This is a genomic window from Marinicauda salina (assembly GCF_003122085.1).
Taxonomy (GTDB): Bacteria; Pseudomonadota; Alphaproteobacteria; order Caulobacterales; family Maricaulaceae; genus Maricicauda_A; species Maricicauda_A salina.
The window spans coordinates 241,584-265,959 of the sequence record NZ_QEXV01000003.1 but is presented as its reverse complement, the minus strand read 5'-3'; the positions used below and the strand labels follow the sequence as shown (position 1 = coordinate 265,959).

Annotated in this window: 27 protein-coding genes; 13 read left to right on the top strand and 14 right to left on the bottom strand. The window is 69.4% G+C overall.

Annotated elements, in window-relative coordinates; genetic code table 11:
* Positions 1 to 89 precede the first annotated feature (89 nt).
* Positions 90 to 1,661: a glutamine-hydrolyzing GMP synthase gene (guaA, locus tag DDZ18_RS06745; RefSeq protein ID WP_109252608.1), complete on the top strand. Its 1,572-nt coding sequence runs from the start codon at positions 90 to 92 to the stop codon at positions 1,659 to 1,661.
* Positions 1,662 to 1,793: 132 nt separating this feature from the next.
* Positions 1,794 to 4,523 (top strand): cation-transporting P-type ATPase, encoded by a 2,730-nt coding sequence (locus DDZ18_RS06740; protein WP_109252607.1) that lies wholly within the window; start codon positions 1,794 to 1,796, stop codon positions 4,521 to 4,523.
* A gap of 18 nt (positions 4,524 to 4,541) precedes the next feature.
* Here the strand turns inward: DDZ18_RS06740 and DDZ18_RS06735 are convergent, their stop codons facing one another.
* Positions 4,542 to 4,772 (bottom strand): hypothetical protein, encoded by a 231-nt coding sequence (locus DDZ18_RS06735; protein WP_109252606.1) that lies wholly within the window; start codon positions 4,770 to 4,772, stop codon positions 4,542 to 4,544.
* Positions 4,773 to 4,879: 107 nt separating this feature from the next.
* Here DDZ18_RS06735 and DDZ18_RS06730 point away from each other — a divergent pair, with 107 nt between their 5' ends.
* The 8 genes from DDZ18_RS06730 (at position 4,880) to der (ending at position 11,300) form a co-directional block, all read left to right on the top strand.
* On the top strand, positions 4,880 to 5,464 hold the full coding sequence (locus DDZ18_RS06730) for an NnrU family protein (RefSeq protein WP_109252605.1): 585 nt from the start codon (positions 4,880 to 4,882) through the stop codon (positions 5,462 to 5,464).
* A gap of 56 nt (positions 5,465 to 5,520) precedes the next feature.
* On the top strand, positions 5,521 to 5,913 hold the full coding sequence (locus DDZ18_RS06725; RefSeq protein ID WP_109252604.1) for a DUF6249 domain-containing protein: 393 nt from the start codon (positions 5,521 to 5,523) through the stop codon (positions 5,911 to 5,913).
* Positions 5,914 to 5,943: 30 nt separating this feature from the next.
* The gene (locus tag DDZ18_RS06720; RefSeq protein WP_109252603.1) at positions 5,944 to 6,486 is read left to right on the top strand and encodes an RNA polymerase sigma factor; all 543 of its coding nucleotides are present in this window, start codon (positions 5,944 to 5,946) and stop codon (positions 6,484 to 6,486) included.
* Complete coding sequence (locus DDZ18_RS06715; protein ID WP_109252602.1) at positions 6,483 to 6,821, top strand: hypothetical protein; 339 nt, start codon at positions 6,483 to 6,485, stop codon at positions 6,819 to 6,821. The genes DDZ18_RS06720 and DDZ18_RS06715 overlap by 4 nt, the downstream gene beginning before the upstream one ends.
* A gap of 75 nt (positions 6,822 to 6,896) precedes the next feature.
* Positions 6,897 to 7,724, top strand: coding sequence for a 3-methyl-2-oxobutanoate hydroxymethyltransferase (panB, locus tag DDZ18_RS06710; RefSeq protein ID WP_109252601.1), 828 nt, complete (start codon positions 6,897 to 6,899; stop codon positions 7,722 to 7,724).
* Positions 7,725 to 7,804: 80 nt separating this feature from the next.
* Positions 7,805 to 8,491, top strand: coding sequence for a tetratricopeptide repeat protein (locus DDZ18_RS06705; protein WP_158272088.1), 687 nt, complete (start codon positions 7,805 to 7,807; stop codon positions 8,489 to 8,491).
* The gene (locus DDZ18_RS06700) at positions 8,488 to 9,891 is read left to right on the top strand and encodes an outer membrane protein assembly factor BamB family protein (protein ID WP_109252599.1); all 1,404 of its coding nucleotides are present in this window, start codon (positions 8,488 to 8,490) and stop codon (positions 9,889 to 9,891) included. The genes DDZ18_RS06705 and DDZ18_RS06700 overlap by 4 nt, the downstream gene beginning before the upstream one ends.
* Before the next feature lie 23 nt (positions 9,892 to 9,914).
* Positions 9,915 to 11,300 (top strand): ribosome biogenesis GTPase Der, encoded by a 1,386-nt coding sequence (gene der / locus DDZ18_RS06695; RefSeq protein ID WP_109252598.1) that lies wholly within the window; start codon positions 9,915 to 9,917, stop codon positions 11,298 to 11,300.
* Here der and DDZ18_RS06690 read toward each other — a convergent pair.
* From DDZ18_RS06690 to rpsF, 13 genes are all read right to left on the bottom strand, one after another.
* Positions 11,297 to 12,238, bottom strand: coding sequence for a hypothetical protein (locus DDZ18_RS06690; RefSeq protein ID WP_146190620.1), 942 nt, complete (start codon positions 12,236 to 12,238; stop codon positions 11,297 to 11,299). The two genes, der and DDZ18_RS06690, sit on opposite strands and share 4 nt — an antisense overlap.
* A gap of 79 nt (positions 12,239 to 12,317) precedes the next feature.
* Positions 12,318 to 13,034: an SDR family NAD(P)-dependent oxidoreductase gene (locus DDZ18_RS06685; protein ID WP_109252596.1), complete on the bottom strand. Its 717-nt coding sequence runs from the start codon at positions 13,032 to 13,034 to the stop codon at positions 12,318 to 12,320.
* The gene (gene purF / locus DDZ18_RS06680) at positions 13,031 to 14,497 is read right to left on the bottom strand and encodes an amidophosphoribosyltransferase (protein ID WP_109252595.1); all 1,467 of its coding nucleotides are present in this window, start codon (positions 14,495 to 14,497) and stop codon (positions 13,031 to 13,033) included. Before purF ends, DDZ18_RS06685 begins: the two co-directional genes overlap by 4 nt.
* Entirely contained in the window at positions 14,494 to 15,078 is a 585-nt protein-coding gene (locus DDZ18_RS06675) for a CvpA family protein (RefSeq protein ID WP_109252594.1), read from the bottom strand. Before DDZ18_RS06675 ends, purF begins: the two co-directional genes overlap by 4 nt.
* A gap of 27 nt (positions 15,079 to 15,105) precedes the next feature.
* Complete coding sequence (radA, locus tag DDZ18_RS06670; RefSeq protein WP_109252593.1) at positions 15,106 to 16,473, bottom strand: DNA repair protein RadA; 1,368 nt, start codon at positions 16,471 to 16,473, stop codon at positions 15,106 to 15,108.
* A gap of 66 nt (positions 16,474 to 16,539) precedes the next feature.
* Positions 16,540 to 17,289 (bottom strand): ABC transporter ATP-binding protein, encoded by a 750-nt coding sequence (locus DDZ18_RS06665; RefSeq protein WP_109253077.1) that lies wholly within the window; start codon positions 17,287 to 17,289, stop codon positions 16,540 to 16,542.
* Between the two features lie 5 nt (positions 17,290 to 17,294).
* Positions 17,295 to 18,062, bottom strand: coding sequence for an MlaE family ABC transporter permease (locus tag DDZ18_RS06660; RefSeq protein WP_109252592.1), 768 nt, complete (start codon positions 18,060 to 18,062; stop codon positions 17,295 to 17,297).
* Positions 18,062 to 19,111, bottom strand: coding sequence for an alanine racemase (gene alr, locus DDZ18_RS06655; protein WP_269845070.1), 1,050 nt, complete (start codon positions 19,109 to 19,111; stop codon positions 18,062 to 18,064). Before alr ends, DDZ18_RS06660 begins: the two co-directional genes overlap by 1 nt.
* 52 nt (positions 19,112 to 19,163) lie before the next feature.
* Positions 19,164 to 20,633 (bottom strand): replicative DNA helicase, encoded by a 1,470-nt coding sequence (locus DDZ18_RS06650; RefSeq protein ID WP_109252590.1) that lies wholly within the window; start codon positions 20,631 to 20,633, stop codon positions 19,164 to 19,166.
* A gap of 78 nt (positions 20,634 to 20,711) precedes the next feature.
* Positions 20,712 to 21,200, bottom strand: a complete 489-nt coding sequence (locus DDZ18_RS06645) for a GNAT family N-acetyltransferase (RefSeq protein WP_109252589.1) — start codon at positions 21,198 to 21,200, stop codon at positions 20,712 to 20,714.
* A gap of 84 nt (positions 21,201 to 21,284) precedes the next feature.
* Positions 21,285 to 21,938, bottom strand: a complete 654-nt coding sequence (gene rplI / locus DDZ18_RS06640) for a 50S ribosomal protein L9 (protein ID WP_109252588.1) — start codon at positions 21,936 to 21,938, stop codon at positions 21,285 to 21,287.
* 14 nt (positions 21,939 to 21,952) lie between these two features.
* Complete coding sequence (gene rpsR, locus DDZ18_RS06635; protein ID WP_109252587.1) at positions 21,953 to 22,207, bottom strand: 30S ribosomal protein S18; 255 nt, start codon at positions 22,205 to 22,207, stop codon at positions 21,953 to 21,955.
* A 12-nt stretch (positions 22,208 to 22,219) separates the two neighbouring features.
* Positions 22,220 to 22,570, bottom strand: a complete 351-nt coding sequence (gene rpsF, locus DDZ18_RS06630; protein WP_109252586.1) for a 30S ribosomal protein S6 — start codon at positions 22,568 to 22,570, stop codon at positions 22,220 to 22,222.
* A 226-nt stretch (positions 22,571 to 22,796) separates the two neighbouring features.
* Between rpsF and DDZ18_RS06625 the strand changes: the two genes are divergently transcribed.
* The 3 genes from DDZ18_RS06625 (at position 22,797) to fabD (ending at position 24,371) form a co-directional block, all read left to right on the top strand.
* Positions 22,797 to 23,057: a type II toxin-antitoxin system ParD family antitoxin gene (locus DDZ18_RS06625; protein WP_109252585.1), complete on the top strand. Its 261-nt coding sequence runs from the start codon at positions 22,797 to 22,799 to the stop codon at positions 23,055 to 23,057.
* Positions 23,050 to 23,340, top strand: coding sequence for a type II toxin-antitoxin system RelE/ParE family toxin (locus DDZ18_RS06620; protein WP_109252584.1), 291 nt, complete (start codon positions 23,050 to 23,052; stop codon positions 23,338 to 23,340). The genes DDZ18_RS06625 and DDZ18_RS06620 overlap by 8 nt, the downstream gene beginning before the upstream one ends.
* Positions 23,341 to 23,426: 86 nt before the next feature.
* Positions 23,427 to 24,371, top strand: coding sequence for an ACP S-malonyltransferase (gene fabD, locus DDZ18_RS06615; RefSeq protein WP_109252583.1), 945 nt, complete (start codon positions 23,427 to 23,429; stop codon positions 24,369 to 24,371).
* The last annotated feature ends 5 nt before the right edge of the window (positions 24,372 to 24,376 follow it).

Below are 24,376 nucleotides of genomic sequence, written 5' to 3'. Positions count from 1 at the left end.
GTTCCTGAATTCCTGTTCATCCGCCGCTGCGGCGCGGCGTGCGCGGAACCCTCTGGCGCATCCGCCTGAACCGCGCTAATCCGCGCGCCATGACGACGGACATCCACAAACACCACGAACGCGTGCTGGTGATCGACTTCGGCAGCCAGGTCACCCAGCTCATCGCCCGCCGGCTCCGCGAGAGCGGGGTCTATTGCGAGATCCACCCGTTCAACAATGTCGACGAGGACTTCCTCGCGGAATTCGGCCCGGCCGCGGTGATCCTGTCGGGCGGTCCGGCGAGCGTCCACGGCGAGGGCACGCCGCGCGCGCCGCAGCGCGTCTTCGAGATAGGCGTCCCCGTGCTTGGCATCTGCTATGGCGAGCAGACCATGGTCGCCCAGCTCGGCGGCTCGGTGGAGCCGGCGATCGAGCGCGAGTTCGGCCGCGCCGACATCGAGATCGTCGCCGAGAGCCCGCTCTTCGACGGCGTCGGCGGCGTGGGTCACGAGGAGCGCGTGTGGATGTCCCACGGCGACCGCGTGAACGCGCTTCCCCAAGGCTTCCACCCGATCGCCGCGACGCGCCACGCCCCCTTCGCAGCCATCGCCGACGAGGGCCGGCGCTTCTACGGCGTCCAGTTCCACCCCGAGGTCATGAATACGCCGCGCGGTGCGGTGATCCTCAGGAACTTCACTCACCGGATCGCCGGGCTGAAGGGCGATTGGACGATGGCCGCCTTCAAGGACGAGGCGATCGCCAAGATCCGCGACCAGGTCGGCGACGGCCGCGTCATCTGCGGGCTGTCGGGCGGGGTGGATTCCTCGGTCGCCGCGGTGCTCATCCACGAGGCGATCGGCGACCAGCTCACCTGCGTCTTCGTCGACACCGGGCTGATGCGCGAGGGCGAGGCGGAACAGGTCGTCTCGCTGTTCCGCGAGCACTACAACATCCCGCTCGTCGCCGCCGACGAGGAAGACCGCTTCCTCACCGCGCTCGCCGGCGTCGACGATCCCGAGAAGAAGCGCAAGATCATCGGCGGGCTTTTCATCGACGTGTTCGAGGAGAAGGCCAAGGCCGCCGGCGGCGCGGATTTCCTCGCCCAGGGCACGCTCTACCCCGACGTCATCGAGAGCGTCAGCTTCGCCGGCGGGCCGAGCGTGACGATCAAGTCGCACCACAATGTCGGCGGGCTGCCCGAGCGCATGAACATGAATCTCGTCGAGCCGCTGCGCGAGCTGTTCAAGGACGAGGTGCGCGATCTCGGCCGCGAACTCGGCCTGCCCGAGAGCTTCGTCGGCCGCCATCCCTTCCCGGGCCCGGGCCTGGCGATCCGCATTCCCGGCGCGGTCACCAAGGACAAGGCCGACACGCTGCGCCACGCCGACCGGATCTATATCGAGGAGATCCGCAACGCCGGGCTCTACGACTCGATCTGGCAGGCCTTCTGCGTGCTGCTGCCCGTCCAGACCGTGGGCGTGATGGGGGATACGCGCACCTACGACCACGTGCTGGCGCTGCGCGCGGTGACCAGCGTCGACGGCATGACGGCCGACTACTTCCCCTTCGACCACGACTTCCTGGGGCGCACGGCGACGCGCATCATCAACGCGGTGCGCGGCGTCAACCGCGTCGTCTACGACGTGACGTCCAAGCCGCCGGGGACCATCGAGTGGGAGTAGGGGGCTCTGGCGTCGGAGTATCCGCGACGACTTATCTCATGGCGTCGGATGCGGGCGCGGCGAGAATCGCCGGCGTCGCATCGCTCCCCCGAGGGGATGCGCACCGATCCTTGAGAGGTTGATTTCAAGCCGATGCCGGGCGAGCCCGACGCCGCCGCCTTCCACGCGCTGTCCGATGAGGACGCGCTGCGCGCGCTCGAGTCCGCGCGGGAAGGGCTGAGCTCGGAGGAAGCCGCCCGGCGTCTCGCCGAGCACGGGCCGAACCGGTTGCCCGAACCGCCGAGGCGCAGCGTGGTCCTGCGCTTCCTCGCGCATTTCCATCACGTGCTGATCTACGTGCTGATCGCGTCGGCTGCGGTCACCGCGGCGCTCGGCCACTGGGTCGACACCGGGGTGATCCTCGCGGTGGTCCTGGTCAACGCCGTTATCGGCTTCGTCCAGGAGGGCCGGGCCGAACAGGCGATGGAGGCGATCCGCGGCATGCTCGCGCCGCGCTCGGCGGTGCTGCGCGACGGCCGCCGCCGCACCGTCGACGCCGCCGAGCTGGCGCCGGGGGATGTCGTGCTGGTGGAGGCCGGCGATCGCGTCCCCGCCGATCTGCGCCTGCTTGAGGCGCGCGGGCTGAGGGTCCAGGAGGCGATCCTCACCGGCGAGTCGGCGCCCGTGGACAAGGCGGTCGCGCCGGTCGCCGAAGACGCCGCGCTCGGCGATCGCGCCTCGGTGCTGTTCTCGGGCACGCTCGTCGCGGCGGGGACGGGACGCGGCGTGGTCGCGGCGACCGGCGGGTCCACCCAGATCGGGCGGATCAGCGGGATGCTGTCGGAAGTTCAGGTCCTGACCACGCCGCTGGTCGCGCAGATGGACCGCTTCGCCCGATGGCTGACCGTCTTCATCCTGATCGTCGCCGGGGCGCTGCTGACCTACGGGTATTTCGTCGGCCATCTTCCGTTCTCGGAACTCTTCATGGCGGTGGTCGGTCTGGCGGTGGCGGCGATCCCGGAAGGCCTGCCGGCGGTGCTGACGATCACGCTGGCGGTCGGCGTTCAGGCCATGGCGCGGTGCAACGCCATCGTCCGCCGGCTGCCCGCGATCGAGACGCTGGGGTCGGTGTCCGTCATCTGCACCGACAAGACGGGCACGCTCACGCGCAACGAGATGATGGCCGCGAGCCTCGCCGCGGCGGAGCGCGTCTATTCGGTGGGCGGGGAGGGCTATGCGCCCGAAGGCGCGGTGCGCTGGCGCGAGGCCGACGCCGATCCCGGCGAGCACGCGGTGCTGATGGAGTTCGCCCGCGCGGCGGGGCTTTGCAATGACGCGGCGCTGCACGAGGCGCATGACGGCTGGCGCGTCGAGGGCGATCCGATGGAGGGCGCGCTGATGGCGCTCGCCGGAAAGATCACCGGCGCCGGGGCCGCGCCGTTTTCGGAGTGGCGCCGCGTCGACGCGATCCCCTTCGACGCGGCTCACCGCTACATGGCGACGCTCCATGCCGACGGGGACGGCCAGGCCTGCATCCACGTCAAGGGCGCGCCGGAAGCGGTGCTGGGGATGTGCGCCGATCAGCGCGCGGCCGGCGGAGATGTCGAGGCGCTCGACGGGGACCACTGGCGCGACCAGGTCGAGACATTGGCCGCCGGGGGGCAGCGCGTGATCGCCGTCGCCGTCCGCGCCGCGCCGCAGGATCAGACGGCGCTGACGCCCGCCGATCTCGAAGGGCGGCTCACGCTGATCGGCCTCGTCGGGCTGATCGATCCGCCGCGGCCCGAAGCGATCGAAGCCGTCGCCGAATGTCACGCGGCGGGCATAAGCGTGAAGATGGTCACGGGCGACCACGCCGCCACGGCCCGCGCCATCGCCGGCATGATCGGGTTGAGGAACACGTCCCGAATCCTGACCGGGGCCGAGATCGAGTCGATGGACGATGCCGCGCTCGCCCTGGCCGTGGTCGAGACGGACGTCTTCGCCCGCACGTCGCCCGCCCACAAGCTGCGTCTGGTCACCTCCCTGCAGGCCCGCGGCCTGACGGTCGCGATGACCGGGGACGGAGTGAACGACGCCCCCGCGCTCAAGCGCGCCGACGCCGGGATCGCCATGGGCCGCAAGGGCAGCGAGGCCGCCAAGGAGGCCGCCGAGCTCGTGCTCGCCGACGACAATTTCGCCTCCATCGCCTCGGCGGTGCGCGAGGGACGCACCGTCTACGACAATATCAAGAAGGTGATCAGCTGGACGCTGCCGACCAATGCGGGCGAGGCCGCGACGATCATGGTCGCGCTGTTCGCCGGGATGGCCCTGCCCATCACGGCGGTTCAGATCCTGTGGATCAATCTCGTCACGGCGGTGACGCTGGGCCTGGCGCTCGCCTTCGAACCGTCCGAGCCCGGAGTCATGCGCCGGCCGCCGCGCCCGCGCGGCCAGCCGCTGCTCACCGGCGCGCTGGTCTGGCACGTCGTGATGGTCGCGACGCTGTTCCTCGTCGCGGTGTTCGGAATGTATTTCTACGCGATCGACCGGGGCTATCCGCCGGCGCTCGCCCAGACCATGGCGATGAACACGCTGGTGGTGCTGGAGATCTTCCACCTCTTCTTCATTCGCAATATTTACGGGGCCTCGCTGACCTGGTCGGCGGCGAAGGGGACGAAGGTGGTCTGGGCCTGCGTCGTCGCCGTCACGGCGGCGCAGTTCGCCATCACCTATCTGCCGCCGATGCAGGCGATATTCGGCACGCATGCGGTGGCGCTGACGGACGGCGCGCTCATCGTCGCCGTGGGCGCGGTGTTCTTCGTCCTGATCGAAACCGAGAAGCAGATGCGGCTCGCCTTCCGGCGGCCGCCGCCGGCGCCCGCTCCGGGAGCGGGCGACTGAGCGGAGTCGCTGCGACGCTCAGTCGTCCTCCCGCCCGCTCAGCATCACCGCCATGCCCATCTGGGCGGCGGCGAAGGTCGAGCCGACGAAGAAGGCGAGCAGGCCCGCCCCCAGCCATCCCGACGGCGAGCCGAGCATCAGCGAGCGCAGGCGCGCGACGTCGAACGCCAGCAGCACGCCGGTGAAGACGACGCCGATCGCGAAGCCGAGCAAGGCGTGGCGGACGAGGAAGATGACGAGGCCGGGCAAGAGGCGTTTTTCCAACACGATGGAGTGAAATCATAATACCCGCCCGGAAAGCGGTCGCCATGCGGCCGGGAGTCGCCTTAGATTGCAGCCCGTAAAGGGAGGGGCTCTTGGGCGTACTCGTCACCGGACTGATCGTGTTCATCGGAATTCATTCGCTGCGCATGCTCGGCCTGCGCGGCGCATTCGCGCGGATGCTGGGCGAGACGGGTTTCTTCATCGTCTACTCGATCGTGAGCGCCGTCGGGCTGGCGCTGATCGTGTACGGCCACATCCTCGCCCACCCGTCGGCCACGGTCTGGAACCCGCCGGTGTGGACGCGGTCCTTCGCGCTGGTCGCCGTGCCGATATCTCTGGTGCTTGTGGTGGCGGCCTATCTGCCGACGCATATCCGCTCCCTTATCCGGCACCCGATGACGCTGGGCATCTTCCTCTGGGCGGTCGCCCACTTCCTGGCGAACGGCGAGCGCGCCTCGCTGATCCTGTTCGGCGCGCTCGGCGCGTGGTCGCTGCTCACGCTGGTGACGGCCTACGCGCGCGGCGGCCAGTTCGAGGACTCCGGAAACTGGGGCGCCGATTTCGTCGCCATCGTCCTCGGCCTCGGCGCGGCGGCGGCGCTGGCCTGGTTCCACATGCAGCTGTTCGGCGTGGCCGTGGTCGGGTTTGCATCCGAAACCGCGCCCCCGGGCATCTAGGATTCGCAAGGACGCCGAACGGTTGGTCCAGACAATGCGAAGAGAGGAACTCAAAGATGGGTCCTGATATCGTCGTACCGGTCTCCCTGTTTCTGATGGTTGTGGCCATCGTCTGGGTGAGCATGCATTTCGCATCGAAGAACCGGCAGAACGTGCTCGAGACCGTGCGCGAAGCCGCGCGCTCGGGCCAGCAGCTCACGCCCGAAACGATCCGCGCGCTCGGCATGCCGAAGAAGACGGGCGGCGGCGACCTCAAGGCGGGCGCGATCATGATCGCGATCGCCCTGGCGCTGCTCGTGCTGGGCGGCTCGATCGCCGCGGTGGAGCCCGAGGAGGCCTCCGAGGTGATGCCGATCATGGCCGGCGTCGCCGCCTTTCCGGGCTTCATCGGCGTGGTTCTGCTAGTGTTCGGTTGGTTCAACCGTGAAAAGCGCGGTTCATCCGACTAGGTCGGAGCCGCCCGCTCAGGGGGATGCGGCTTGGCTGCAAGCGACGAGGAGCTTGTCGCTCTGGTGGTGGCGGCGCGCGACACGCGCGCCTTCGGCGAACTCGTGCGCCGTCACCAGTCCCTCGTGAGGGCGATGATGATGCGTCTGTGTCGAAACCACGCGCTCGCCGACGATCTGGCCCAGGACGCGTTCATACGCGCCTTCAACAAGATCGACGGCTTCAAGGGCGATGGAAGCTTCAAGGCGTGGCTGTGCCGGATCGCCTACACGGAGTTCCTGCAGTCGGCGCGCAAGCGCAAGGCCGCCGATCGGGCGCTGGAGCGGTTCCAGGAACAGCCCGCCGAGACCAGCGAGGCGCCCCGCGACGCCGGCGGCAAGGTCGATCTCGACCGGGCGCTGGCGACGCTGAAGGAAGACGAAAGGGCGTGCGTGGTGATGTGCTACGCGTGCGGCATGAGCCACTCGGAGGCGGCTGACGTCACCGGCATTCCCCTGGGCACGGTGAAGTCCCATGTGAACCGCGGACGAGACAAGCTCAAGACGTGGTTCGAGGAGAAGGAGAAGGCGGCGTGACCGAGATCGAGCAGGATCCCTTCGACGCCCGGCTTCAGGCGATGTTCGCCGAAGCCGCGCCGCCCGAGGACGACCCCGCGTTCGTCGAGGACGTCGTCGCGCATCTCGCGCGGCCGGAACGCCGGCGGTTCCTGCTGCTCGGCGGCGCCGGCGCCAGCGGTTCGGCCGTGGCGGGCACGCAGCTGGAGCGCCTCCTCGACACGCCCGTCGAGCAGATGGGCGGGCTGCTGGGCGAACTGGCGGGTTTCATGGGGCCCGAGGCGATCGTGACCGTCGCGATGGCCGCGATCGCGCTCGGCTTCGCCTGGGTCCTTCCGCGTCGCGGCTTCGCCTGACCTTGCGGCGCACAAGGCTTTTTTGCATGCGCGAAGACAGCTAGGGTCGGCCCGCCTAGCAGGGAGAGGCCGTCCATGTCCGCTCAGTCCGAAACCCCGGTCAAACGCCTGACTCCGCCGGAGATCCGGGCGCGCAAGGGCGGCGATCCGCTCGTCTGCCTGACCGCCTACGACGCGCCGACGGCGGGCCTGCTCGACCCGCATTGCGACGTCCTGCTGGTGGGGGACTCGCTGGGCATGGTCGTTCACGGCCTGCCCAACACCATTCCCGTGACGCTGGAGATGATGATCCTGCACGGACAGGCGGTGATGCGCGGCTCGAAGCGCGCGCTGGTGGTCGTCGACATGCCGTTCTCCAGCTACGAACGCTCGAAGGAGCAGGCCTTCGACAACGCCGCCCGCGTTCTGCGCGAGACGGGCGCCCAGGCGGTGAAGGTCGAGAGCGGGGTCTATATCGGCGAGACCGTCCGCTTCCTGGTCGAGCGCGGCCTGCCCGTGATGGGCCATGTCGGATTGCGCCCGCAGGCGGCCCTCGTCGAAGGCGGATTCAAGGCCAAGGGCCGCAAGGCCGACGAGCGCGCGCGCGTACTCGACGAGGCGGTCGCCGCCGACGAGGCCGGGGCGTTCGCCCTCGTCATCGAGGGCGTCGCCGAGGACCTCGCCGCCGAGATCACCGAAAAGGTTTCCGCGCCGACCATCGGCATCGGCGCATCGGCGGCCTGCGACGGCCAAATCCTGGTGACCAACGACATGCTCGGCCAGTTCGACTGGACGCCGCGCTTCGTCAAGCGCTACGGCGATCTGAAGTCGCTCACCGAGCAGGCGGTCAAGGCCTACGCCGACGATGTGCGCGCGCGGGCCTTCCCCGGTCCGGATCAGGTCTACGGCGCCAAAAAGTCCTGACGCCGCAGGCGCGTATTGCGGGGCGATTCCAACGCGGCTAGGGTCCGCCGCATTCTTTGGTCGAGAGGCGGAGCGCCGCATTGGTCGACATATTCGACGAGGTCGAGGAAGAGCTGCGCCACGAGCGGTATCAGCAGCTTCTTCGCAGCTGGGGTCCCTGGGTCGCCGGAGCCGCCGCCGCGATCGTGGCGGGCGTGGCCGGCTATCAGGGTTACGAATTCTGGCGCGGCGGGGTCCAGTCGCGCGCGTCCGACGCCTTCATCGCAGGCCAGGAGGCGTTCGAGGCCGGCCGGCTCGACGCGGCCGACGAGGCCTTCGCGACCCTCGCCGAGGAGGGGCCGCGCGGCTACGCCACGCTCGCGCTCATGGAGGGCGCCGCCATCGCGCTGGAACAGGGCGACGCCGCCCGCGCCGCGCAGCTCTACGAGCAGGCCGCCGAGCGCGCCCCCGACCGGCTCACGCGCGATCTCGCGCGGTATCGCGGCGTGCTCGCCGGCTTCGACGACCTGTCCTATGACGACGTGATGCTGCGCCTCGAACCGCTCATGGGCGGCGATGCGGCGTTCGGGCCGCTGGCGCGCGAACTCGCCGGCGCTGCGGCCATGCGCGAGGCGCGCTGGGAAGAGGCGCGCAGTCACTACGAATTGCTCAGCCTCGCGCTCGACGGCTCGCCCAATCAATCGCGACGGGCGCGCGAGGCGCTGGCCTATATCGAGCAGAACGCGCCGGCCGGGACCGCGGCGGCGGACGAGGAGAGTGACGCGTGACACTGGCCCATCGCATCGCGCTGGCGCTTCTTGCGGCGTCGGCGCTGGTCCTCGCCGGCTGCGGAGCGGGCGAGCGCATCCGGGACCTCAATCCGTTCGGCGGCCCGGAGACGGACGACCCGAACGCGCCGGCCGAGTCCGAGCGCATCTCCATCATGGAGTTCGAGGAGCGCCTGAACCGGGGCGAGTCCTTCGGCGCGCCGGTCGCGGTGCCGCGCGCCTACGTCAACGACCGCTGGCCGCAGCCTGACGGCTACGCCACGCACGCCATGCAGCACACCCAGGCCTCCGGCGATCTCGACGTGCTCTGGCGGCAGCGGATCGGCGCGGGTTCGGGCCGCGACCACCGCCTCACCGCGCGGCCGGTTCTGGCCGAGGGCGTCATTTACGCCATCGACGGGGCGGGGCGCGTCACCGCGCGCGACGCCGAAACCGGCGAGGAGCTCTGGAACCGGCGGCTGATCACCGGCGAGGACCGCGAGGGCGGCGGATGGGTCCCGTTCATCGGCAGCGGCGAACGCATCCTCACCTTCGGCGGGGGACTCGCCGTCGACGCCGGGCGCCTGATCGCCCACGCGGGCGGCGAAACGCTCTACGCGCTCGACGCCGAAACCGGCGAGGAGCTGTGGCGCCAGAGCGCGCTCACGCCGTTCCATTCGGCGCCCACTGCGGTGGAGGGCCGGGTCTTCGTGAGCACCAACGACAATGAACTGCTCGCGCTCGACGCGGACGGGGGCGAGGTGCTCTGGACCCATCGCGGCATCGCCGAAACCGCGCGCCTGCTGACCGCGGCGAGCCCCGCCGTTCGCGGCGAAGTGGTGATCGCGCCGTACTCGTCGGGCGAGATCGTGGCCCTGCGCGTGCAGAACGGAACCGTGCTGTGGTCGGATTCGCTGACGCGGGCGGGCGGCCTCACCCCGATGTCGACGATCAACGACATCGCCGCGAGCCCGGTGATCATCGACGATCAGGTCTTCGCCATGAGCCATTCCGGCCAGATGGCGGGCTTCGACATCCGGACCGGCGAGCGCATCTGGTCCCAGCCGGCGGGCGGCCTGCATGCGCCCTGGGTCGCCGGGGATTTCCTGTTCTTCGTCACCACCGAGGCCGAAGTCGTCGCCATGGAGCGCGACACCGGCGCGGTGCGGTGGATCACCGAGCTGGCGTCGTTCCGCGACGCGGACCGTCGGAAGCACCGCATCGCCTGGGCCGGGCCGATTCTCGCCGGCGGGCGGCTCGTGCTGGCGAACTCGCGCGGCACGATGATGATGCTCGATCCCGCGACCGGCGAGCGGATCGGGTCGCGCGATCTCGGCGACAATGTCTATATCGCGCCCATCATCGCCGGTGAGACGGTCTATTTTCTGACCGACGAAGCGCGTCTGATCGCGCTGCGCTGAAGGCGCGGAGAGGACTTGAAGCCATGGCGCCCACGCTGGCCGTGGTCGGCCGCCCCAATGTGGGCAAGTCGACGCTGTTCAACCGGCTCGCCGGCAAGCCCCTGGCCATCGTCGACGACCGGCCCGGCGTCACCCGCGATCGTCGCGAGGCGCGGGGCCGGATCGGCGATCTCGAGCTTCGGCTCATCGACACGGCGGGCTACGAGGACGCGGGCGAGGGGCTCGAGGCGCGCATGCGCGCCCAGACCGAGGCCGCGCTCGCCCACGCCGATGTCTGCATCCTCCTGATCGACGGACGCGAGGGCGTGACCGCGCTCGACGAGCGTTTCGCCGAGGTGCTGCGCCGGGCCGACAAGCCGGTCGTGCTCGCCGTCAACAAGTGCGAGGGCCGGCGCGGCGAGGAGGGCGTCACCGAGGCGTGGTCGCTGGGACTGGGCGAACCGGTGCCCATCTCGGCGGCCCATGGCGAGGGCATGGCCGATCTCTACGCCGCCGTGCGCGAGGCTCTGGAGGGGGGCGACCGCCTCGAGACCGCGGCGCCGGAAGAGGACGGCGCAGAGGAGGACGAGGACGGCGCGCCGCTGCGCATCGCCGTCGTCGGTCGGCCGAATGTCGGCAAGTCGACGCTGGTCAACGCGCTGATCGGCGAGGAGCGCCTGATCACCGGCCCCGAGCCCGGCCTTACGCGCGACGCCGTCGCCGTCGCCTGGGAATGGGACGGCCGGCGGGTTCGTCTTCACGACACGGCGGGGCTCAGGAAGCGGGGCAAGGTTTCCGACCGGCTCGAGCGGATGAGCGCCGCCGACACGCTGCGCGCCATCCGCTTCGCCGAGATCGTGCTGCTGCTGGTCGACGCCGAGCGGCCGTTCGAGAAGCAGGATCTCACCATCGCCGACCGCGTCGTCGAGGAGGGGCGCGGCCTGGTCGTGCTGATCTCGAAGTGGGATCTGGTCGAGGACAAGCAGGCCAAGCTCGCCGAGCTGCGCGAGGAATTCGAGCGCCTGCTGCCGCAGGTGAAGGGCGCGCCGCTCGTGCCGGTCTCGGCGAAGACCGGCCGCGGGCTGGACAGGATCATGCCCGCCGTCGCGGCGCTGCACGCCGACTGGGCGGCCAAGGTCAAGACGTCCGATCTCAACGACTGGCTGCGCGAGATGGTCGAGCGCCATCCCCCGCCGGCCGTCGACGGCCGCCCGATCCGGCCGAAATACATCGCCCAGACCAAGGCGCGGCCGCCGACCTTCGTGCTCATCTGCACGCGCGCGGCGCACCTGCCGGAGAGCTACAAGCGCTATCTCGTCAACGGCCTGCGCGAGGCCTTCGACCTGCCGGGCGTGCCCATCCGGCTGATCGTGAAGGCTGGCAAGAACCCCTACGCCGACGCGTCCGGCGGTCGGGGGCGGCGGCGCTAGCGGTCTTCGACGAGCCGCGAGAGATCGGCGTTGATCAGGTCCCGAAGCGCGGGCGGCGGATCCAGCAGGATCGGGTCGAGATAGTTCAGGAACAGGAAGTTCAGGCCGATCAGGGCGCAGAGACCGCCCGCCAGCAGCCCGATCGATCGCCACGAGCGGAAGAGGGACGTGATGATGCTCGAGATCAGCACCGTCATGAAGGCCGCCGCGACGACGCCCAGCGCCACCACCACGAGATAGATGTAGAAAATGATCCGAAGCGGCAGCGGATCGATCGTGTCGATCCGGTCGTCGCACGCCTTTTCTTTGGTCTTGGGGTCGACGACGCAGTTCACATCCTCGAGCAGGAACGCCATCGAGAAGAAGATCGCGATGAGTATGCTGGCGCTCGCGACGAATAAACCGCCGGCGATGGCGGACTGATACAGGAGGGAGTCGGCCTCCAGCCGGTTCAGGAACGGAATGTCGATGGAGCCGGACACCGATGTCGCGATATAAATGCATGCAATGACAAAAGAAATTACCGGCACGATCGCGTAAATGTACAGGTTCTGGAAGTAACGCTTCTCGGCGTCGTTCTTGTCGCGCGCGAAGGTGATCGCGTGCCGCACGAGGCTGATCACCCAAGGCCGACGCGTTCTGCGCAGGCTTTCGAGATTGAGCGCGACGAACACCAGCGAGCCGATCACCAGCGCATCCTGGACGAGCGGCGGCACCACGAACGGCAAGAGGTCGAACAGCCAGCTTCTGACCCACGCGTAGGCGTCGGTCAGGAGCTTCACCAGGATCGAAAGCCGGATCGCGAGATTGAAGTGCTCGTCCAGCAGCGCGACGAACGCGATGACCGACGACAGCATGGTGGGAATGAAGAGCGCTCCCAGCGCGCGTTCGAACGCGTTGGGCGCGGCAGGCGCCGTGGGCGCAGCCTCTGCAGTCATCCAATCCCCCCGTTAACCCTCCACGTGACCTTACTGAGGGAGGCTCGAGGCGACAACTGCGATGGAATGGAGGCGGGCTCTAGCCCTGCGCGGCGACGATCTCGCCGTTGCGGGTCTCCGAGGGCAGGCAGAGCCCCACGAAGACCGGCGCGATCTCGTCGGGATGGGGCAGGGTCATGGGATCCTCGCCCGGCGCGGCCTTCGCGCGCATCTTCGTGCGCGTGCGGCCGGGGTCGACGAGATTGGCGCGCACATCGCTCTCGGCGAGCTCGCCGGCCCAGCACTGGACCAGCGCGTCGAGCGCGGACTTCGACGCCGAATAGGCCGCCCAGTAGGCGCGCCGGTTGGTCGCCGCGCCCGATGTGGTGAACACGGCGCGGCCGGCGTCGGATTTTCTCAGCAGCGGCTCGAAGGCGCGAATGAAGCGCGCCGGGGCGATGAGGTTGATCCCCATCACCTCGTTCCAGGTCTTCGCCGTGATCTGGTGGGCCGGGGTGATCGTCCCCAGAACCCCGGCGTTGCAGACGAGGATGTCGAGCCGGCCCCAGCGCTCGGCGACGATCTCGGCGAGCTTCTCGATCGAATCCGGCGCGGCGAGGTCCATCGGGACGAGCGTGCAGGCGCCGCCCTCGGCGCGGATGGCGTCGTCGAGCTCCTCCAGCCCGCCCTGGGTGCGCGCGGTGGCGATGACGTGCGCGCCGGCTTCCGCCAGCGCTTTCGCCACGGCGAAACCGATGCCGCGCGAGGCGCCTGTGACCAGCGCGACGCGGCCGTCGAGCGGCTTGTCCTTGCTCATGCGTCGACCAGAAGCGAGAGCTGCTGTTCCTTGGCGAAGAAGTCGCGATCGCGGTCAACGAGCCGCGTCGGGTATTCGCCGGTGAAGTAGTGGTCGGCGAGCTGCGGCTGGCGATCATTGCGGGCTTCGCCGCACACCGCCCAGTAGAGCCCGTCGACGGAGAGGAAGCCGAGCGAGTCGGCCTCGAGCTTCTCGCGCATGCGTTCCGGCTCGTGGCTCGCGGCGAGCAGCTCTTCGCGCATCGGCATGTCGATGCCGTAGAAGTCCGGGTGCGTGATCGGCGGACAGGCCGAGCGGAAATGCACCTCGGTCGCGCCGGCTTCGCGCACCATGCGCACGATCTTGCTCGAGGTCGTGCCGCGCACGATCGAGTCGTCGATCAGCAGCACGCGCTTGCCCTTGAGCACCGCGGCGTTGGCGGCGTGCTTGCGGCGCACGCCGAGATCGCGCTTGGCCTGGGTCGGCTGGATGAAGGTCCGCCCGACAAAGTGCGAGCGGATGATGCCCAGATCGAACGGCTTGCCGATCTCCTCGGCGAAGCCGAGCGCGCTGGCCATGCCCGAGTCCGGCACCGGCACGACGACGTCGATGTCGGCGGGCGCCTCCTGGGCAAGGCGCGCGCCCATCCGCTTGCGGGTCTCGTAGACGGAGCGCCCGTCGATCACCGAATCGGGCCGCGCGAAATAGATGTACTCGAAGGCGCAGGGTCGGGCGGGCTGCTCGGGGGCGTAGCGGCGGCTCTCCACCCCGTCGTCGGAGACGATCACGGCCTCGCCGGGGGCGACCTCGCGCAGGAAGGTCGCGCCGATCATGTCGAGCGCGCAGGTCTCGCTGGCGAAGATCACCGCGCCGTCGAGCTCGCCCATGACCAGCGGGCGGATGCCGAGCGGGTCGCGCGCGCCGATCAGCTTGTCGTTGGCCAGCGCCACCAGGGCGAAGGCGCCTTCAACCTGCTTCAGCGCGGCCAGCAGGCGATCGGCCGCCTTGGTCTTCTGCGAGCGCGCGGCGAGCTGGATGATGACCTCGGTGTCCGAGGTCGACTGGAAGATCGCCCCGCGCGAGACGAGCTCTTCGCGCAGCTGGCGGGAATTCGTGAGATTGCCGTTGTGCGCCACCGCCACGCCGCCCCCGCGCACGTCGGCGTAGAGCGGCTGGACGTTGCGCAGCACCGTGCCGCCCGAGGTCGAATAGCGCACATGGCCGATGGCCATGTGGCCCTTCAGCGTCTGCAGCGTCTCGGGATCGGTGAAGTGCTCGCCCACGAGGCCGAGATGGCGCTCGGAGTGGAACCGCACGCCGTCATAGCTGGTGACGCCGCAGGCCTCCTGGCCGCGATGCTGCAGCGCGTGCAGCCCGAACGCGACGAGCACGGAGGCTTCGTCGAGCCCGCGCACGGCGAAAACGCCGCATTCCTCGCGCGGACGGTCGGAATGCGGGTCGTAGGCGAGGGAGGGGAATGTCATCGGCGCGGATTCTCCGTGGAGCGCTCGATAAGGCGTCCGAGCGGGTCGTCGTCAAGGTCTTCCTGCTGTTCGCCTTCAGCGCCCTCGCGCGCCCAGGAGCCGTCGGGCGCCAGGGCCTGCAGCATGGTGGCGGTGGCGTTGGCGAGCGGGTAGATGCGCGCCCCGCGCATCCAGTCGGGCGTGGCGCCGGGCATGGTGTTCTTGAACACGAGCACCAGCAGGCCGAGCAGGACCAGCCCGCGCACAAGCCCGAACACGAAGCCGAGCGTGCGGTCGAGCACGTTCACGTCCTCGCCCTTCTTGACGTTCTTCTGCAGCGAGGCGGTGACGAAGCTGACGGCGAGGTAGATGACGATGAACACCACGCCCATCGCCAGCAGGTTCGCGACGAGGGCGGAGTCCACCATGCTCATCGTCAGCCCGGCGAACACCGGCCGCGTCCACAGCGCCGCCAGCGCGGCGGCGACGAAGGCGGTCACCGTCAGCGCCTCGCGCACGAAACCGCGCAGCAGCGCCATCACGCCCGAAATGAAGAGCACGATCAGAGCGAAGAGATCGAAACCGGCCATTGATGCGTCCATGTCCCCCTCCCGACGACCCGGCGTGCGTCAGTCCGCGGCCGGCTCCAGCTTTCGCACCAGCGCGCGCACCGTGTCCACCTCGGCGACGGCGAGCCCGCCCGCCTCGGCGCCCGGCGGCGCGATCGCCTGCGTGAATCCCAGCTTGGCGGCTTCCTTCAGGCGCGCGTCGCTGCGCCCGACCAGGCGCACGTCGCCCGACAGCGCGATTTCGCCGAACACCACCCCGTCCGCGGGGAGAGGCGTATCGAAGTGAGATGAAACCAAGGCCGCCGCCACCGCCAGGTCCGCCGCCGGCTCGGCGATTTTCAGCCCGCCGGCCACGTTCAAATAAACGTCACGCCCGCCGAAGCCAAGGCCGCATCGGGCCTCGAGCACGGCGAGCACCATGGCGAGCCGGCCCGAATCCCAGCCCACGACGGCGCGCCGCGGCGTGCCGAACGCCGCAGGCGCGACGAGCGCCTGGATCTCGGTGAGAACCGGGCGCGTGCCCTCCATGCCGGCGAACACCGCCGCGCCGGAGGCCGCGTCGCCGCGCTGGTCGAGGAAGAGCGCGGAGGGATTGGTCACTTCCTGCAGTCCGGCGTCGGCCATCTCGAACACGCCGATCTCGTCGGTCGGCCCGAAGCGGTTTTTCACCGCGCGCAGGATGCGGAACTGGTGCGAGCGCTCGCCCTCGAAATAGAGCACGGCGTCGACCATGTGCTCGACTACCCGCGGGCCCGCGATCTGGCCGTCCTTGGTGACGTGGCCCACGAGGATCACCGCGGTGTTGCGCTTCTTGGCGAAGCGCACGAGCTCCTGGGCGCAGGCGCGCACCTGGGCGACCGTGCCCGGCGCGGCGGCGAGCTGGTCCGACCACAGGGTCTGGATCGAATCGATGACCGCGACGTCGGGCTTCTCCGCCTTGAGGCCGTCGAGGATGACCTCGAGCGAGGTTTCCGCGGCCAGGCCGACCGGCGCGTCGGCCAGCCCCAGCCGCCGGGCGCGTCGGCGCACCTGGTCGGCGGCCTCCTCGCCCGAGACATAGACCGTCTTCACGCCGGACTGGGCCAGCCGGGCCACGCCCTGTAGCAGCAGCGTCGACTTGCCGATGCCGGGATCGCCGCCGACGAGCGCGGCCGAGCCGGGCACGAGACCGCCGCCGGCGACCCGGTCGAACTCGGCGATGCCGGTCTCGAAGCGCTGCGGGTCGTCGGTCTCGGAGCCGAGATCGACGAGCTCCATGCGCGAGCGGCGGGCGCGCGGCTTGGCCTTCGCCGCCGTTCCCATCGGTGCGGCGTCCTGGGTCTCCTCGGCGAGCGTGTTCCACGCCCCGCAATCGTCGCATCGGCCCGCCCACTTGGCGTGGACCGCGCCGCAGGACTGGCAGACGAAGACAGTGTCGGAACGGGGCACGCGCTCGATCCTTCGGGAATCAACACTCGAACATAACATGAACGGCGGCGCGCCGCAGCGCGCGCATCAGTCGCCGTCGCTGCGGCCCTCGACGAAGCGGCAGACTTCCGGCTCGACGCAGGTGTTCACGTCCTCGAGCGGGCCGCGCCAGAGGATTTTCCCGTCGCGGATCATGGCGACGTCGTCGGCGATCGTGCGCATCGAGGCCATGTCGTGGGTGATGCTCACCGCCGTGGCGCCGAGATTCTTCACTTGGCGCACGATGAGCTTGTTGATCACGTCGGCGGTGACGGGATCGAGCCCGGTCGTCGGCTCGTCGAAGAACAGGATCTTCGGGTTGGTGACGATCGCGCGGGCGAGCGCGACGCGCTTGAGCATGCCGCCCGACAGCTCGCTCGGGTTCTGCTCGGCCACCGACGGCGAAAGCTCGACCTGCTCCATCGCCTCGATGGCGCGCTCGCGCGCCAGCTTCGGCTTCATGTGGTCGGCGTTGAGCAGGCGGAAGGCCACGTTGCGCCAGATATTGAGCGAGTCGAACAGCGCGCCCGACTGGAACAGCATGCCGATCTGGGAGACGCCGGGATCGTCCTCGCGATTGCAGGAGATCTTGCGCCCGTCGATCTCGACGCGGCCGGCGTCCGGCGCGAGCAGGCCGAGCGCGAGCTTGATGGTCACCGACTTGCCCGAGCCCGAGCCGCCGATGATCACCAGCGAGCGGCCTTCGTGCGCCTCGAGATTCAGCCCGTCGAGCACGAGCTTGTCGTCGAAGCGCTTGGTGACCTTCTTCCAGGCGATCTTGACCTTGGGATCGGGCATCGCGGTCACACGAAGAGCGAGGTGAGCAGGAAGTTGGCGGCGAAGATCAGCACGGCCGCGGACACGACGGCGTGAGTCGCGGCGCGGCCCACGCCCTGGGCGCCGCCCTTGGCGTGGAAGCCGTGATAGCAGCCCATCAGCGTGAGCAGGAATCCGAACGCCGCGGCCTTGATCAGGCCCGAGAGGAAATCCCAGCGTTCCAGCGTATCCACCGTGTTGCGGATATAGACCGTGCCGTCGAAGTCGAGCGTGTTCACCGCGACGAGATAGCCGCCGAACACGCCGATGATGTCGGCGATCGTCACCAGCAGCGGCAGGGTCACCAGCCCGGCGAGGATGCGCGGGGCGATGAGGTAGCGCATCGGGTCGGTCGACAGCGTGTGCAGGGCGTCGATCTGCTCGGTCGCGCGCATGGCGCCGATCTCGGCGGCGATGCCCGACGAAACCCGCCCGGCGAGCATCAGCGCGGCGATCACCGGGCCGAGCTCGCGCACGATGCCGATGGCGACGATGTTGGGCACGAAGCTCTCGGCGTTGAAGCGCGCCCCGCCGGTATAGATGTTCAGCGCCAGCGCCGCGCCGGTGAACAGCGCGGTCAGCCCGACGACGGGCAGGGAGAGAAAGCCGATCCTGAGCACCTGGCCGGCGAACTGGCCGGCGAACCAGGGCGGCCGGGCGGCCGCGGCCAGCGCTTCGCCGGCGAACAGCGTGATGCGTCCCGCGCTGCGGAGCAGCGAGATCGCGCCGGCGCCGAGAGCCTGGACCGGGTTCATCACGCCGCTCCCTCGTAGACGCGCTGGAACCGGGCGCCGAGCCGGGTGAGCAGCTCGTAGCCGATCGTGCCGGCGGCCCGCGCGATGGCGTCAAGGTCCTCGCCGAGGAAAACGGCGGGGCTTCCCGGAGCCGCGTCGGCCTCGAGCCCGGTCACGTCCAGCACGGTCAGGTCCATCGATATACGCCCCAGCACGGGCGCCTTTCGCCCTGCGATCCGGCCGTATCCTGACCCTCCGACGGCGCGAGGCAAGCCGTCGGCGTAGCCGAGCGCGACCGTCGCCGCGCTGCGTTGCCGATCGGCGACATAGGTCGCGCCGTAGCCGACCGCGTCGCCGGGCTCGAGCGCGCGCACTTGCAGGACCGGCGCTTCGACCCGCACGACGGGCTCGAACGGGTGGTCGGCCTCGGCGAACGGGCTGCCGCCATAGAGGCCGATTCCGGGCCGCGCCATATCGAGGTGATAGTCGGCTCCGAGCAGCACGCCGCCGGTGTTGGCGAGGCTGAGCCGCGTCGCGGGCAGGCGCCCGGCTGCCGCGGTGAAGCGCGAGAGCTGCTCGCGGTTCATCGGGTGATCGGGCTCGTCGGCGCAGGCGAGGTGGCTGAGAACCAGCCGGAGATCGAGGCGCTCGAGCAGGTCCGCGCGCGCGGCCAGCGCCTCGACCTGCGCGGTGCTGAAGCCGAGCCGGTTGATGCCGCTGTCGACATGGATCGCGCACGGACCGGTTTGTTCCGCGGCGAACAGCTCCAGCTGATCCGGATCGTTGAGGATGGCGGTGAGGCGATGCTCGGGATAGAGCGCCGCGTCGCCGGGCATGTAGCCGTTGAAGACGAAGATCTCGGCCTCGCGGTGGCCGATGGCGGCGCGCAGGTTCGCGCCTTCCTCGGCGGTGGCGACGAAGAAGGCCCGGCAGCCCTCGCGCGCCAGCCGCGGCGCGATCGCCGCGGCGCCGAGCCCGTAGGCGTCGGCCTTCACCACCGCGGCGACCTGGGCGGGCGCGGCGCGTTCGACGAGGCGGGCGTAGTTACGCGCCAGCGCGTCCCGGTCGATGATCAGGCGCGGCGCGCTCGTCGATCCGGCGGCGCTGGAGGCGAAGTCGGCGCTAATCGTACCGCCCGGGGTGCTCGAGATCGGAGAACTTGGTGCGCTCCGGATCGAAGGCGAGCTTCACCGTGCCGATCGGGCCATGGCGCTGCTTGCCGATGATCACCTCGGCGAGCTTGCGGATCTCGCGCATCTCGTCTTCCCACTTGAGGTGCTCCTCGGTGCCTTCCTTGGGCTCCTGGCGCTCGAGGTAGTAGGCCTCGCGATAGACGAACATGACGACATCGGCGTCCTGCTCGATCGAGCCCGACTCGCGCAGGTCGGAGAGCTGGGGCTTCTTGTCGTCGCGCTGCTCGACCTGGCGGGAGAGCTGGGAGAGCGCGATCACCGGCACGTCGAGCTCCTTGGCCAGCGCCTTGAGCGCCTGTGTGATCTCCGAGACCTCCTGGACGCGGCTGTCCGAGCGCGTGTTCGACGAGGTGATGAGCTGGAGATAGTCCACCACGATGACGTCGAGGCCGTGGGTGCGCTTCAGACGCCGGGCGCGGGCGGCCAGCGCGCCGATCGACAGGCCGCCGGTGTCGTCGATGAAGAGCGGCGTGTGCTGGATCTCGCCGACCGCCTCGCGGATGTCCTCGTACTGGGCCGCGTCGATCTTGCCCTGGCGGATGTGATAGCCGGGAATGCCGGTGAAGTCGGCGATCAGGCGCGTGGCGAGCTGCTCGGCCGACATCTCCAGCGAGAAGAAGCCCACGACGCCGCCATTGGCGGTGCGCAGCGTGCCGTCGGGCAGTTCCTCCGCCTGGTGGGCGCGCGCCACGGCGAAGGCGATGTTGAGCGCGAGCGAGGATTTCCCCATCGAGGGCCGGCCGGCGAGGATGATCAGGTCGGAGCGGTGCAGTCCGCCGAGCTTGGCGTCCAGGCTGTTGAGGCCCGACGAGATGCCCGACAGCCCGCCGCCGCGCTTGTAGGCGGCCGCGGCCATCTCCACGGACTCGCCCAGCGCCTCGTGGAAAGCCATGAAGCCCTTCGACGCGGTGCCGCTCTCGGCGAGCTGGAACAGCGAGCGTTCGGCCTGCTCGATCAGCGCGTTGGCGTGGGTGTCGGTCTCGGCGTCGGTCGCGGTCTTGGAGATTTCCGAGCCCAGCGAGATGAGCGCGCGGCGCAGGGCGAGGTCGTAGACCAGGCGGGCGTATTCCGGCGCGCTGGCGGGCTCGGGCGCCTCGCGCATGAGGTCGACGAGATAGATCGGCCCGCCGATCTCCTTGAGCCCCTCGTCGCGTTCGAAGCGTGATTTCAGGACGACCGCGTCGGCGAGCGAGCCGCGCGTGATGAGCTGGCTCGCGGCCTCGTAGATGCGCCCGTGCAGGGGGTCGTAGAAATGCTCCGGCCTGAGCCAGTCGGCGACCCGGTGATAGATCTCGTTCTCGTACAGCAGCGCGCCGAGAAACGCCTGTTCCGCGTCGATATTGTGCGGCGGGGCGTGACCTTCGTCGGTCTGATGGTGGTCGGCGGTCTCTGCGGTCATGGGCTCGGGTATAGGGCCAGACGCGGCCGGGTTTGAAGTCGAAGTTTTCCGCCGTCTTTCCACAGACGGCCGCGGACGTCAGGCATCGCACGCATCTCCGACGATGATGAAAATCATCCGGTGATTCTGCAGTCCGACGCCGTTTCGCGTGACAGTCTGCGTTTCGATCAACGTCCAGCCGAGCCGCGCCAGAAATCGCCGCGCGGGATGGCTCGCCTCCACGGTGAGCGCCGTCAGGCCGGCGGCGCGGGCGTGGTCGATGACGGCGTCATGCAGGAGGCCGGCTGTTCCGGTTCCGCGCAGGTCGGGGCGGACATGGAGCAGGTCGAGATGGCCGGACGCGTCGTACGCGGCGAACCCGGCGACGCCGCGCGCATCCTCGGCGACGAAGCAGGTCTGTTCGGAGAGGCGGGCGGCCAGGCCGGCCGGGTCGGGCGGCTGCGGCGCCCAGGCTTCGCGCTGGGCGTAGGTGTAATGCTCCGCCGCGCCGATGCGCACCGCGTCGAACAGCACGCGGGCCAGCGCCGGAGCGTCGTCCTGGCGATAGGCTCGCACGCGCACGGTCATATCTCGCCTTCCTCCCGCCGACGAAAAACGGGCGGCCCCGCGAGGAGCCGCCCGTTTGTCGAACCGATATGCGCCGGACCCGGCCTAGGCCTTGTCGGCGTCCTCGTCGGCGGCTTCGGCGGTTTCGGCCTCGCCGCCTTCCTCGGTCTCTTCCTCGCCCTCGGAGGCGGCGAGTTCTTCGGGCTCGGCGCCTTCCTCGAACAGCTGGGCGGCTTGGGCTTCGGCCAGCGCCTTGTCCTCTTCGGCCGCCGAGGCGATGACGTCCTCGCCCTTGGCCTGGCGCTCGGCCTCGTCGGGCGTGCGCGCGACGTTGATCGTCACGGCGACGTCGACGTCGGGGTGCAGCACGAGACGGATCTCGTGCAGGCCCAGCGTCTTGATCGGATTGTTCAGGTCGACCTTGTCGCGGGTCACCTTGTAGTCATCCGTCGAGACCGTTTCGGCGATGTCGCGCGTGGAGACCGAGCCGTAGAGCTGGCCGGATTCGGAGGCCTGGCGGATCAGCACGAAGCTCGCCCCGTCCAGGTGCTCGCTTTCCTTGCGCGCGGCTTCGGCGCGTTCGGCGTTGCGCTTCTCCAGCGCCTCCCGCTCGCGTTCGAAGCGCTCGAGATTGGCCTTGGTCGCGCGCAGCGCCTTTTCCTGCGGCAGCAGGAAGTTGCGGGCGAAACCCGGCTTCACGGTGACGACGTCGCCGATGCCGCCGAGCTTGTCGACTCGTTCGAGAAGAACGACTTCCATTGCTCCGTCCTCCCTTAATCGACCGCGTAGGGCAGCAGGCCCAGGAAACGGGCGCGCTTGATGGCGCGGGCGAGTTCGCGCTGCTTCTTGGCCGACACCGCGGTGATGCGCGACGGCACGATCTTGCCGCGCTCCGAGAGGTAGCGCTGCAGCAGCTTGACGTCCTTGTAGTCGATCTTCGGCGCGTCGTCGGACGAGAACGGGCACACCTTGCGCCGGCGCGAGAAGGCGCGCCGCGCGGGGATGTTCGAAATCGAGAGATCAGCCATGGTTCCGGGCTCCTATCGGCGGTCGCGGCGCTTCTTGTCGTCGCCCTTGCGCAGGATCGCGGAGGGCTCTTCGCTGAGCTCTTCGACCCTGACGGTGATGTGACGCATGATGTCGTCGGCGTAGCGCTGACGATAGTCGAGGGCGTCGAGCGCTTCCGGCCCGGCCTCCATGTCGATCAGGCCGTAATGGCCCTTGCGGTTCTTCTTGATGCGGTAGGCGAGGGTGCGCAGACCCCAGTACTCGGTCTTGCCGACCTTGCCGCCCTTCTCCTCGACGAGCTGCTTGAGCTCCTCGAGCAGGCTTTCGACTTGCGCCGGCGCGACGTCGGGACGCGCGACGAACACGTGCTCGTAATAGGCCATCTCTGGTCCCTTCTGGTTCGGCTGCGGCGCGGATCGGCCGAAGGGTCGGACCGACCGCGATGGCTCTTCGCATGGCCCGGCCCGCACCACGCGGGAAACCGGTTGCGCCTGCGAAGACCGCAGCCCGTGGAGGCGCGGGAGATACAGGATGCGCGCTTAAAGGGCAAGCGATGGAGGCGGCGGCGCTGGACGCCGGGCGCTGGTCGAGCCTGCCAGAAACTGGTATATGATGAGCGCCATGAAGAATACCTCGATCATCATCAGCGATGAGCTTGGTGCGTTTATCGAGCGCGAGGTGGCGAGCGGACGCTACGCGTCGGCGAGCGAGGTCGTGCGGGATTCGTTGCGATTGCTCGAACGGCGCGCCCTTGAGCGCGAGCAATTGCGCACGGCGATTCTTGCAGGCGAGGAGAGCGGACCGGCTGAACCGTTCGACATGGACGAATTCCTGACAGAGCTGCGCGGCGAAGCCCCGAAGCGTGCCTGAGCTGCGCCTTCGTCCGCTCGCCCGGCGCGATCTGACCGATATCTGGCGCTACGCCGCGGACCGATGGTCAGAAGATCAGGCGGATCGCTACCTGCGGACGCTCAACGAAACCCTGCTCTCGCTGCTCGAATTTCCCGAGCGCGGGCGGAGCCTTGAAAGCGTGCGCGCAACCTACCGGATGGTGAGAGCGGAGTCGCATCTGGTGATCTACCGCCCTCTCGGACAGGCGATTGAAGTCGTGCGTATTCTCCATATGAGGATGGACCCCGAGCGGCATCTTTAGACGCACGCGGTCCCTCCCGCCTTGCCACCGCGCCTCCGCCCGGTCTATCGAGCCCGCCGACGAGAACGACGCGGAGGACGACGCGCATGGCGCTCGCATTCATCTTTCCCGGCCAGGGCAGTCAGGCCGTCGGCATGGGCCAGGCGCTGGCCGACGCCTTCCCGGTGGCGAAATCGGTGTTCGAGACCGTCGACGACGCGCTCGGCGAGAACCTGTCCGGGCTCATGCGCGACGGGCCGATGGAGACGCTCACGCTCACCGAGAACGCCCAGCCCGCGCTGATGGCGTGTTCGGTGGCGGTCATGCAGGTGCTTGAGAAGGAATTCGACGTGCCGGTGACCGCGGCGAAATACGTCGCCGGCCACTCGCTGGGCGAATACTCGGCGCTGTGCGCGGCGGGCGCGCTGTCGCTCGACGACGCGGCGAAGCTGTTGAAGCTGCGCGGCCGCTCCATGCAGCAGGCCGTGCCTGTGGGCGAGGGCGCGATGGCCGCGCTGCTCGGCGCCGACGAGGCGCTGGCGGAGAAGGCCGTCGAGGCCGGCTCCGAGGAAGGCCCTGTCCAGATCGCCAACGACAACGCGCCCGGTCAGATCGTGATCTCCGGCTACAAGGCCGCCGTCGAGGCCGCCATGGAAGCCGCCAAGGCCGAGGGGCTGAAGAAGGCGACGCTTCTGCCCGTGTCCGCGCCGTTCCACTCGGTTCTGATGCAGCCCGCCGCCGAGGCCATGGCCGAGGCGCTGAGGAAGACCGAGATCCGTCCGCCGAAGGTCCCCGTCGTGACCAATGTGAGCGCCGAGGCGATCGACGACGCCGATCTCATCCAGGCCCAGCTCGTCGAGCAGGTCACCGCCCGCGTGCGCTGGCGTGAGAGCGTGTTGTGGATGGCCGATCACGGCGTCGACCGCTTCGCCGAGGCGGGCGCCGGCAAGGTGCTCACCTCGATGCTCAAGCGCACCACCAAGGAGGCTCAGGGCGTGGCGCTCAACACGCCCGAGGACCTCGAGGCCTTCGCCCAGTCGATGAAGGAATAGACGCG

What these genes read in the sequence shown, in the direction of transcription:
- guaA (WP_109252608.1), top strand. Translation starts at nt 90, where the DNA reads ATGACGACGGACATCCACAAACACCACGAACGCGTGCTGGTGATCGAC.
- DDZ18_RS06650 (WP_109252590.1), bottom strand. Translation starts at nt 20,633, where the DNA reads ATGACCGCAGAGACCGCCGACCACCATCAGACCGACGAAGGTCACGCC.
- DDZ18_RS06725 (WP_109252604.1), top strand. Translation starts at nt 5,521, where the DNA reads ATGGGTCCTGATATCGTCGTACCGGTCTCCCTGTTTCTGATGGTTGTG.
- der (WP_109252598.1), top strand. Translation starts at nt 9,915, where the DNA reads ATGGCGCCCACGCTGGCCGTGGTCGGCCGCCCCAATGTGGGCAAGTCG.
- rplI (WP_109252588.1), bottom strand. Translation starts at nt 21,938, where the DNA reads ATGGAAGTCGTTCTTCTCGAACGAGTCGACAAGCTCGGCGGCATCGGC.
- DDZ18_RS06690 (WP_146190620.1), bottom strand. Translation starts at nt 12,238, where the DNA reads ATGACTGCAGAGGCTGCGCCCACGGCGCCTGCCGCGCCCAACGCGTTC.
- DDZ18_RS06740 (WP_109252607.1), top strand. Translation starts at nt 1,794, where the DNA reads ATGCCGGGCGAGCCCGACGCCGCCGCCTTCCACGCGCTGTCCGATGAG.
- rpsF (WP_109252586.1), bottom strand. Translation starts at nt 22,570, where the DNA reads ATGGCCTATTACGAGCACGTGTTCGTCGCGCGTCCCGACGTCGCGCCG.
- DDZ18_RS06660 (WP_109252592.1), bottom strand. Translation starts at nt 18,062, where the DNA reads ATGAACCCGGTCCAGGCTCTCGGCGCCGGCGCGATCTCGCTGCTCCGC.
- DDZ18_RS06625 (WP_109252585.1), top strand. Translation starts at nt 22,797, where the DNA reads ATGATGAGCGCCATGAAGAATACCTCGATCATCATCAGCGATGAGCTT.
- DDZ18_RS06645 (WP_109252589.1), bottom strand. Translation starts at nt 21,200, where the DNA reads ATGACCGTGCGCGTGCGAGCCTATCGCCAGGACGACGCTCCGGCGCTG.
- fabD (WP_109252583.1), top strand. Translation starts at nt 23,427, where the DNA reads ATGGCGCTCGCATTCATCTTTCCCGGCCAGGGCAGTCAGGCCGTCGGC.
- panB (WP_109252601.1), top strand. Translation starts at nt 6,897, where the DNA reads ATGTCCGCTCAGTCCGAAACCCCGGTCAAACGCCTGACTCCGCCGGAG.
- DDZ18_RS06665 (WP_109253077.1), bottom strand. Translation starts at nt 17,289, where the DNA reads ATGCCCGATCCCAAGGTCAAGATCGCCTGGAAGAAGGTCACCAAGCGC.
- DDZ18_RS06685 (WP_109252596.1), bottom strand. Translation starts at nt 13,034, where the DNA reads ATGAGCAAGGACAAGCCGCTCGACGGCCGCGTCGCGCTGGTCACAGGC.
- purF (WP_109252595.1), bottom strand. Translation starts at nt 14,497, where the DNA reads ATGACATTCCCCTCCCTCGCCTACGACCCGCATTCCGACCGTCCGCGC.
- DDZ18_RS06675 (WP_109252594.1), bottom strand. Translation starts at nt 15,078, where the DNA reads ATGGACGCATCAATGGCCGGTTTCGATCTCTTCGCTCTGATCGTGCTC.
- rpsR (WP_109252587.1), bottom strand. Translation starts at nt 22,207, where the DNA reads ATGGCTGATCTCTCGATTTCGAACATCCCCGCGCGGCGCGCCTTCTCG.